6 protein-coding genes are annotated in these 4,768 nt (G+C 71.3%); 4 read left to right on the forward strand and 2 right to left on the reverse strand.

The window, feature by feature from the left end; translation table 11 throughout:
* The 4 genes from VGB60_RS08925 to ypfJ all read left to right on the forward strand — a co-directional run.
* The coding region (locus VGB60_RS08925; RefSeq protein WP_331037916.1) for a fatty acid desaturase at positions 1–540 on the forward strand (540 nt) is incomplete at its 5' end.
* A 53-nt stretch (positions 541–593) separates the two neighbouring features.
* Positions 594–1,199 (forward strand): methyltransferase, encoded by a 606-nt coding sequence (locus VGB60_RS08930; protein ID WP_331037917.1) that lies wholly within the window; start codon positions 594–596, stop codon positions 1,197–1,199.
* A 47-nt stretch (positions 1,200–1,246) separates the two neighbouring features.
* A complete protein-coding gene (locus tag VGB60_RS08935) occupies positions 1,247–1,630 on the forward strand; it encodes a hypothetical protein (RefSeq protein ID WP_331037918.1) in 384 nt (127 codons plus the stop codon).
* Between the two features lie 66 nt (positions 1,631–1,696).
* On the forward strand, positions 1,697–2,545 hold the full coding sequence (gene ypfJ / locus VGB60_RS08940) for a KPN_02809 family neutral zinc metallopeptidase (RefSeq protein ID WP_331037919.1): 849 nt from the start codon (positions 1,697–1,699) through the stop codon (positions 2,543–2,545).
* Here the strand turns inward: ypfJ and VGB60_RS08945 are convergent.
* Positions 2,542–3,489: an aspartyl protease family protein gene (locus VGB60_RS08945; protein WP_331037920.1), complete on the reverse strand. Its 948-nt coding sequence runs from the start codon at positions 3,487–3,489 to the stop codon at positions 2,542–2,544. The two genes, ypfJ and VGB60_RS08945, sit on opposite strands and share 4 nt — an antisense overlap.
* Before the next feature lie 218 nt (positions 3,490–3,707).
* Positions 3,708–4,529 carry an LD-carboxypeptidase gene (locus VGB60_RS08950; protein ID WP_331037921.1) on the reverse strand — a complete coding sequence of 274 codons (822 nt, stop codon included), beginning with the start codon at positions 4,527–4,529 and terminating at the stop codon, positions 3,708–3,710.
* Between the last annotated feature and the right edge of the window lie 239 nt (positions 4,530–4,768).

Below are 4,768 nucleotides of genomic sequence, written 5' to 3' on the forward strand. Positions count from 1 at the left end.
CTGCGCCGCAAGATCGTACGCGACCTGACCGGCCAGACATTCTTCAAGCAGCGGGTGCTGTTCGCCTTCCGCGCCTTCCAAAGCCGGAGGGACGAGGACCTGGTCGAGGGCGCGGTGGTGACCGGCCGCTCGCTCGCGCCCTTCCTGCTGGTCAACGGCGTTCTGCTCGCTGCGGCCGTCGCCGCGGGGGTCTGGTGGGCGTTCTTCGCGCTGTGGCTGCTGCCCATGGCCACGTGGTTCCCGATGGTGACCCGCCTGCGCAACGTCGCCGAACACGCCTGCGTCGAGGGCTCGGCGACCGACCCGTTCCGCGCCGCCCGAACCACGCGCGCCGGCTGGTTGGAGCGGGCCTTCATCGCCCCCTACTGGGTCAATTTCCACGCCGAGCACCACCTGTTCATGCACGTGCCCTGCTGGAAACTTCCGGCCCTGCACCGGGCGATCCGCGCCCGGCCCGAGGGCGCGCGCATGGAGGTGGCCGCCGGCTATCGCCACGTGCTGGTGACCGCCAGCGCCACACGCCCGCGGGCCGCGACCTGACTCGCATCGCCGATCCCGCCGCCTTCATTCGGGCCAACACCCGGCTGCAGCCCGTGCCGCATGCGCCGGAGATTTCGCTGTGGCTGGCCGACGAAGTCACGCCGATCTGGCGGCTGACCGAGGAGGAGTTGGGCGAGATAGGGCTGCCGCCGCCGTTCTGGGCCTTCGCTTGGGCTGGGGGCCAGGGGCTGGCGCGATGGCTGCTCGACAACCGGGTCGAGGTCGCCGGCACGACGGTGCTTGATTTCGCCGCCGGCTCCGGTCTGGTCGGCGTCGCGGCGATGAAGGCTGGGGCAGCGTCGGTCCTGTGCGCCGACATCGATCCCTTCTGCGCCGCCGCCGTCGGAGCGAACGCCCAAGCCAACGGCGTCGCCCTCGCCTTCACCGACTGTGACATGCTGGAGAGCGAACCGCCCCAGGTCGACGTCATCTGCGCCGGCGACGTCTTCTATGAGCGGCCCATGGCGGAGCGGGTGCTCGCATGGCTGACCCGCGCGGCACAGGGCGGGACCCGCATCCTCGTGGGCGATCCTCTGCGCACCTATTTTCCACGCGAAGGGTTCGACCTGTTGGCCGAATATGCGGTGCCCACGACACGGGAGCTGGAGGACTCCGCGGTCAAGCGAACTCGCGTCTGGACCCTATCAGGGTCGCACTGAAAACGGCGACGCTTGGTCTGGCGGGGGTCCGGCGCCATCTTGAGGGCATGACGCTGTTTCGCTCCCTCGCCATCGCCGGTCTCTTCGCCACCTCCGCGCAGGCGCAGGTTCCGCCGCTGCAGCCGCATGGGGCGAGCGCGTTCGACCGGCACCGCTATCAGGCCGACCAGCACCGGTACGAGATGGACCGGCTCCGCTTGCAGGCGGATCAGCGGGACGCCGTGTCCGCACAGATCGCTGTCGAGGCGCAGATGAATCGGCTGCGCGTGCAGGCCGCGCGCCGTCCCGAGCCGGTTCAGGCGCAGCCTTACCGCGCCCTGCGCTCGCCCGAAGAGGAGCGGACCCTGCGCCTGTCCGCTGAAGAGCGCCGCGTCGCCACGACTGAGGGCCTCGGCCAGATCGACGCCTGGCTGGATCGCGCGCCGCGCTAGCGGCTCTGCATCCCTTCCCCTCCACCGGCGTTCCTGCTTCGCTTGGTGGTCAGGACGGAGAGCGGAATGCGGTGGCAGGGCGGACGGCGCGGCGGAAACATTGATGACCGGCGCGGCATGGGCGGCGGCGCCATCGCCGGGGGCGGCATCGGCACGCTGGTTCTCGCGGCGATCGGCTATTTCGTCTTCGGCATCGACCCCTCCACCACCACTCAGGTCGCAAGCCAGTTCGGCGGCGTGGGCGCGGCGCAGGAAGGCGAGCGGGGCAGCCCCGAGGATCAGGCCGGGGCCTTCGTCGACGTGATCGGCTCCAACGTCGACGACGTCTGGAAGACAAAGCTGGAGGGTTATCAACCGCCCGTCGTCACCCTCTACACGCAAGGCACCCAGACCGGCTGCGGCTTCGGCCAGTCCGCCATGGGCCCCTTCTACTGCCCGACCGACCGGCGCGTTTATCTCGACCTCGGATTCTGGAACGACATGGAGCGCCAGCTGGGCGCCTCCAGCGCCGACTTCGCCCGGGCCTATGTCATCGCCCATGAGTACGGCCACCACGTCCAGACCCTGACCGGCGCCTCGCAGCAGGTGCGGCAGGCCCAGCAGCGCGCGTCGGGGCAGGCGGAGGCGAACCGCTATTCGGTGGCGCTTGAGCTGCAGGCCGACTGCTACGCCGGCGTCTGGGCCGCCAACGCGGCCTCGGTGTCGAACGGTCAGGTCGCGCTCGAAGCCGGCGACATCGAAGCGGGCATGCAGACGGCCTCGGCCATCGGCGACGACACCCTGCAGCGGCGTCAGGGCGGCCGGGTCCAGCCCGACGGCTTCACCCACGGCACCTCGGCCCAGCGGGTAGAATGGCTGCGGCGCGGCTACCAGTCCGGCGACCCCGCCGCCTGCGACACCTTCCGCGCGCTCTAGCCGACGGTCAGGTCCAGCGGCCGGGAGACGTGCAGCGTCCCCGCGCCGACGTCGAGCGCGGCGCGGCGGCCGGCGAACGCCTCCATGCCGACCAGCCCGCCGGGGAAATTGGGCAGCGGCGGCTGGTCGAACACCCCCACGGGCACCTGCCGGTAAAGGTGATCGGCGAAGGTCACTGTGCGCGCCTCGATGATCGCCGTGCGCGCGGCGCCGCCCAGCACGAGACTGGTCCCGCTCTCCTGCGGCCGACCGTCCAGCAAGCCGACGGCGGCGGCGGTCTCACGACTGAGACCCAGCAGGGACGAGGCGCCGGTGTCGACAACGGCCTGAACCGTCGAGCCTTCGACCGTGACCTGGGCCGTCAGGGCCGAGCCTGCCCGGGCGACCTCGACCGGCGCGAGATCGGGCGGCAGGACGAAGGCGTCGCGGCTGATCAACCGCGTGTGGCGACGGCGCGGCTCCAGCGCCAGCACAGCCTCGCCGAGCAGGTCCTGCCCGAGGATGAGCGGCGTCCGCAGCCCCGCCTCGGACGCCAGCGGCCCGAGGTCGAGGATGGCGGCCCTCAGTCCGGTGACTGTCAGCCCGTCCAGCGCGATATCCAGCAGGGTTCCCCGGCCGACCTGAGCGCCGCCGCCGACGCCGTAGGCCACCAGCGGCATGTCGAACAGAGAGCGGGCGGGGTCTGGCAGCCGGGCGAACAGGCTGCGGTCGATGACTGAATACTGGGCCCCGCTGTCGATCAGGGCCGCGACCTCCAGCCCCGCCACCCGCACGAGGACCGTCGGCGCCGAGCCTCGGCGGGCGTAGGGCATCCAAGGCGTCGCGCCTTGCGAGGCGAAGGTCAGGACGGGGCGCGGCCACAGCAGGGTCTCGCGCACCCACCATGCGCCGCCGAGGACGGCGGCCAGACCGGCGGTGCGGACCAGAAGAGAGCGGCGGTTCATGCCGGACCAAGATGGAGGCCCGGGGCGCCTGACGCCAGCACCGCCTTTGTCGCGGCGCATTCGGTCCGGCTGCGCCCTGCCGACGCCGGCCGGACCGAAGCCGCGTTCTCCCCCCGAGACGCGGACGCGGCGCGAGGGCGGCGCCGCTGCTGATCGGCATCTGGAGGCAGCCGGGCCTTGCTGTCGACAGCCTTCCCCGATCAGGCGAACGGCGCGGTTCAGCGCGGTCCGAACGGCACCACCTTGTTGTCGGCGTCGTGACCGATGTCGGCGGCGCCGAGGAAGGGAATGCCGGACCGCTCGCACCAGTCGCGGACGATCTCTTCCGGGGTTCGGCCGAAGTCGGGATCGTTGAATGTGATGTCGGAGATCCGGCCGAGCCGGATGCCCGCCACGCGGCGGATCGAGGGCTGTCCGGTCAGGTGGAACATCATCCGGTCGACCCGGTAGAGCGGCTCCGACACGTCCTCCAGCATCAGCACATGACCGGTGAGGTCCGGCTCCAGCGCCGTGCCGACCAGGGCGTCGAGGATGGCGATGTTGAAGGCGGCGGCCGGACGGGGGTCGGTCTTCAGCGACGGCTCCCACGACGACGGATCGCCCGACCTCAGCCAGTTGATCGCCCGCCATGCCGTCTCGTCGCCGCGCATCACGTCCGAGGCCAGCGGGCCGTGGGCGAGGTGCGGGAAGCCGGCCTTGTAGAGGATGGCCAGCAGGCTGCCGGCGTCCGAATAGCCGAGGTAGCGCTTCTGGCGCGCCACGGCGTCCAGCCGCGGCAGGACGGCCTCGGCGATGCGGCACGCGCCGTAACCCCCGCGCGCGAACCAGATGGCGTCGATCCGAGGATCATTGGCGAACTCGACGAAGGCCTCGGCCCGCGCGGCGTCGTCCCCACCGAAATGGCCATGCGTCAGGAAGGCGGACGGATGGAACACGACCTCAACGGACCGGTCGGGGAAGTTCGCCGTCACCCACGCCTCCACGGCGGCGGCCCGGGCCGGGTCGAAGCGCGAGCTGGCGTTGACGATGCCGATCTTCATTCACGCCCCTCGCCGCGGCTGGCGCCTGCGGCCGCCCGTGCTAGAGCCTTCCCGGTTTCCCCCTCCAAGATCAAGCCGATGCATCACGACGACTATTTCTTCTGCGGCGTCGGCGGCTCCGGCATGTTGCCGCTGGCCCTGATCGTCCAGTCGCGCGGCGGCCGGATCGAGGGCTCGGACCGCTCGCGAGACCAGGGCCGGACGCCGGAGAAGTTCGCCTGGCTGGAAGCGCACGGGGT

This window comes from Brevundimonas sp. (assembly GCF_036399195.1).
In the GTDB taxonomy this organism is placed as follows: Bacteria; Pseudomonadota; Alphaproteobacteria; order Caulobacterales; family Caulobacteraceae; genus Brevundimonas.